This window comes from Calidithermus chliarophilus DSM 9957 (assembly GCF_000430045.1).
Classification (GTDB): domain Bacteria; phylum Deinococcota; class Deinococci; order Deinococcales; family Thermaceae; genus Calidithermus; species Calidithermus chliarophilus.
Map to the genome: position 1 here is coordinate 320,891 of NZ_KE387023.1, position 4,203 is coordinate 325,093.

Annotated in this window: 4 protein-coding genes; 3 read left to right on the forward strand and 1 reads right to left on the reverse strand. The window is 72.2% G+C overall.

Annotation, left to right across the window (positions count from 1 at the left end; translation table 11 throughout):
- Together MEICH_RS23015 and MEICH_RS0101675 are read left to right on the forward strand one after the other, a co-directional pair.
- The coding region (locus MEICH_RS23015; RefSeq protein WP_036218135.1) for an ABC transporter permease at nt 1-1,533 on the forward strand (1,533 nt) is incomplete at its 5' end.
- Nucleotides 1,530-2,558 carry an ABC transporter ATP-binding protein gene (locus MEICH_RS0101675; RefSeq protein WP_027891186.1) on the forward strand — a complete coding sequence of 343 codons (1,029 nt, stop codon included), beginning with the start codon at nt 1,530-1,532 and terminating at the stop codon, nt 2,556-2,558. The genes MEICH_RS23015 and MEICH_RS0101675, both read left to right, overlap by 4 nt.
- Before the next feature lie 3 nt (nt 2,559-2,561).
- Here MEICH_RS0101675 and MEICH_RS0101680 read toward each other — a convergent pair whose 3' ends face one another.
- Nucleotides 2,562-2,966, reverse strand: a complete 405-nt coding sequence (locus tag MEICH_RS0101680; RefSeq protein WP_157202562.1) for a hypothetical protein — start codon at nt 2,964-2,966, stop codon at nt 2,562-2,564.
- Nucleotides 2,967-3,113: 147 nt separating this feature from the next.
- On the opposite strand from MEICH_RS0101680, the gene dnaX reads away from it, so the two are divergent.
- A partial coding sequence (dnaX, locus tag MEICH_RS23020; RefSeq protein WP_084542130.1) for a DNA polymerase III subunit gamma/tau occupies nt 3,114-4,203 on the forward strand: 1,090 nt, incomplete at its 3' end.

A 4,203-nucleotide genomic window follows, 5' to 3' on the forward strand; every position in this document is an offset into this window, starting at 1 on the left:
GGCCTGCTGGTGGGCGCGGCGGTGGGCACGGCGGCGGGGGTGGCCCTCTTCGGGCGGGGGGCGGTGGCCTCGAGCCTCCTGGTGGCCGGGGTGGTGGCCCCGCTCTCGACGCTGCTGGGCCTGGCCTTCGCCCTGCTGCAGCAGCGCACCCGCCTGCGCTGGCTGCAGCCTTTGCTGGGCGGGCTGGCCCTGCTGCCGCTCATCACCCCGCCCTTCGTGCTGGCCTTCGCGCTCATCCTGATGTTCGGGCGCAACGGCTTCATCACCGCGGGGCTGCTGGGCCTGGACCAGAACTTCCTCTTCGGGCCGGTGGGGCTCATCACCGCGCAGGTGCTGGCCTTCGCCCCCGTGGCCTTTTTGGTGCTGCGGGGCAGCGTGCAGGGGCTCAACGCCGCGCTCGAGGAGGCCGCCTCGAGCCTGGGGTCGGGCCGGTGGCGGGTCTTCCGCACCGTGACCTGGCCGCTGCTGCGCCCGGGCCTGGCCAACGCGCTGCTGCTGTCGGTGATCGAGTCGGTCTCCGACTTCGGCAACCCGCTGATCCTGGGCGGCGACCGCAACTACCTGGCGACCGAGGTCTTCATCGCCTTCACCGGGCGCTACGACCCGGTGGAGGCCGCCGTCTACGGGCTGGTGCTGCTGGCGCTGGTGCTGCTGGTGTTCTGGCTGCAGTACCGCTGGCTGGGCCAGACCTCCTTCGTGACCACCACGGGCAAGCCCACCGGGGGCCGCCCCCTGCCGCTGCCGGGGGCGCTCGAGGCCCTGCTCACCGCGCTGCTGGCGCTGTGGGGCCTGCTGGTGGTGGGGCTGTACGGCTCGGTGATCGTGGGCTCGTTCGTGCAACTGTGGGGCTTCAACTACACGCCGACCCTCAAGCACTACCACGACTTCCTCACCCTGGGGCTGCCCGTCTTCGTCAACACCTTCAAGATCGCCCTCGTCGCCGCGGTCCCCACCGCCGTCTTGGGCCTGCTGCTGGCCTACCTGGTCTTCCGGCAGGAGTTCGCGGGCAAGCGGCTGCTGGAGTTCTCGGCGCTGCTCTCCTTCGCCATGCCGGGCACGGTGATGGGGGTGGGCTACGTGCTGGCCTTCAACGGCGAGCCCTGGGTGCTCACCGGGACCACCGCCCTGATCGTGCTGGCCCTGATCTTCCGCGAGGTGCCGGTGGGCATCCGGGCGGGGGTGGCCGGGCTGGCGCAGATCGACCCGGCCCTCGAGGAGGCCTCGGCCACCCTGGGCGGCTCGAGCGGGCGCACCCTGGCGCGGGTGGTGCTGCCGCTGCTGCTGCCCGCCTTCATCGGCGGGCTGGCCTTCGCCTTCGTGCGCGGCATGACGGCGGTGAGCCAGATCATCTTCCTGGTGGGCCCGGGGAACCTGCTGGCGACGGTGCTGCTTTTAGGCTGGGTGGAGCAGGGGCAGATGGGCCGGGCCGCGGCCATGAGCACGGTGATGATCCTGAGCCTGCTGGCGGTGGTGCTGCTGCTGTTCCCGCTCAGCCGCCGCTTCGACGTGCGTGCGGGAGGAGGGGTGCGATGAGCGTCGCCCTGCGGCTGGAAGGACTGACCAAGCGCTTCGGCACGGCCGCCGCCGTGGACCGCCTCGAGCTCGAGGTGCCCGCCGGCACCCTCATGACCCTGCTGGGCCCCTCGGGCTGCGGCAAGACCACCACCTTGCGGATGGTGGCGGGCCTGGAGGAGCCTACCGAGGGCCGCATCCTGCTGGGCGGGCGCGACATCACCGAGTTGCCGGCCCACCAGCGCGGCCTGGGCATGGTCTTCCAGAGCTACGCGCTCTTCCCGCACATGTCGGTCTTCGAGAACGTGGCCTACGGCCTGCGCAACCAGCGCCTGCCGGCCCCCGAGATACGGCGCCGGGTGGAGGGGGCGCTGGAGCGCGTGGGGCTGGCCGGGGTGGGCGAGCGGGCCCCCCACACCCTCTCCGGCGGCCAGCAGCAGCGGGTGGCGGTGGCCCGCGCGCTGGTGCTCGAGCCCCCCCTCCTCCTCTTCGACGAGCCGCTCTCCAACCTCGACGCCAAGCTGCGCCGCTCGGTGCGCGCCGAGCTGCGCGCCCTGCAGCAGGAGCTGGGCATCACCGCGCTCTACGTCACCCACGACCAGGAGGAGGCGCTGGCCCTCTCCGACCGCATCGTGGTGATGAACGCCGGGCGCTTGCAGCAGGTGGGCACGCCCGAGGAGATCTACCGCTACCCGGCCAACCCCTTCGTGGCCGGCTTCATCGGCATGACCACGCTGCTGAAGGGCGAGGCCCATCCGGACGGCCCGGGGGTGCGCGTGCGCCTGGGGTCGGCCGTGCTCGAGGCCTACGCCCCCCAGCCCTTCAGCGGCCCCGCCCTCCTGGCCCTGCGCCCGGAGGACGTGCGCGTGGGCGAGGGCAGCCTGTCGGCGACCGTGCGGCGGGTGGCCTACCTGGGCGAGCGCTTCGAGGTGCACCTGGAGAGCCCCTGGGGCGAGGTGCTGGCCTACGTGCCCTCCGAGGCCCGCCCGCAAGCCGGGCAGGCGGTCCCCTTCCGCGTCGCCTGGGCGACGGCCTACCCGGCCTGAGGCTCAGCGCGCGCGGCGGTAGGTGATCACGCACTGCCCGGGCGGGCAACTCGCGAGCTGCAGCACCAGGGTGTTGCGGTCGGGGAAGCGGTAGTAGTGGGTCTCGCCGTCGGGGTAGCGGATGGGGTTGCAGCCCAGCGGCCCGCAGAACTCCTTGGGGTAGACGTTGCGCTGGTCGATGTCGAGGCGCAGCACACCCTGCTGCACCACGCGGTAGCGGCCGGGGATGTACACGTAGCCCCCCGCCTGGGTGCGCGTCTCCTGGGAGTAGCTGCCGTTGGGCTGGAAGACCATCTGCACGTAGGTCGGCCCGAAGTTGGGGTCGTTGTAGCGGGCCTCCCAGACCCCCACGAAGGCGTTGTTCTGGGCCAGGCCCAGCGCCAGGATGCCGAGGAAAAACACTGCCATAACCCGTGCCATGGGCTCCTCCCGGGGTTGTTCGGCGTTGCCTTACTCTAGCTTCAACCGCTCGAGCTATTCGGGCGCGGTTCCAGGGAACCTCGAGGGTGAGGCGCCCTGGCTTCGCCCGGGGGGATTGGCGGTAAGCTAATCCCCGTGAGCGCCCTTTACCGCCAAGCCCGACCCTCCACCTTCGACGAGATGGTGGGGCAGGAGCACGTCAAGGAGGTGCTCCTCAACGCGCTGCGTTCGGGACGGCTGGCCCAGGCTTACCTCTTCTCCGGACCGCGGGGGGTGGGCAAGACCACCAGCGCCCGCCTCATCGCCCAGGCCGTCAACTGCACCGGCCCTGACGAGGGGGTGCGCGTAGCGCATACCGGCAATGCCGGTAACCTGACCAAGCCCTGCGGGGTGTGCGAGGGCTGCCGGCTGGTGCGCGAGGGGCGGCACCCCGACGTGCTCGAGATCGACGCCGCCAGCAACAACTCCGTCGAGGACGTGCGCGACCTGCGCGAGAAGATCCTGCTGGCCCCCTTGCTCTCCAGCCGCAAGGTGGTCATCCTCGACGAGGCCCACATGATGTCCAAGAGCGCCTTCAACGCGCTGCTCAAGACGCTGGAGGAGCCGCCCGAGCACGTGATCTTCATCTTCGCCACCACCGAGCCCGAGCGCATGCCCCCCACCATCCTCTCGCGCACCCAGCACTTCCGCTTCCGCCGCCTCTCCGAGGGCGAGATCGCCGAGAAGCTCGGGCGCATCGTGCAGGGCCTGGGCCGCGAGGCCGAGCCGGCCGCGCTGCGCCTGGTAGCCCGCATGGCCGACGGGGCCATGCGCGACGGGGAGAGCCTGCTGGACCGGCTGCTGACCCTCGAGGGCGCCATCACCCTCGCCCAGACCGAGGCCGCGCTGGGCCTGCCGCCGCAGGAGGCGCTGTTCGCGGTGGCCGAGGCCCTCGACGGCGGGCGCATCCGCGAGGCCCTCGAGCGCACCCAGGGCCTCTACACCCAGGGCTTCGCCGCCCGCACCCTGGCCCAGGGCCTGATGGAAGCCCTGCGGGCCGGGCTCTACGCGCGGCTGGGCCTGGGTACGGGGCCGCACCTCAGCGCCCCCGAGGAGCGCCTCGTCGCGGCCATGACCGCCCTCGACGAGGCCCAGGAGCGCCTCGCCAAGCGCTCCGACGCGCTGGCGCTCGAGCTCGCCCTGCTGGCGGCCTACCAGGCCCTGCACGGTGCCGCCGCCACGGTCG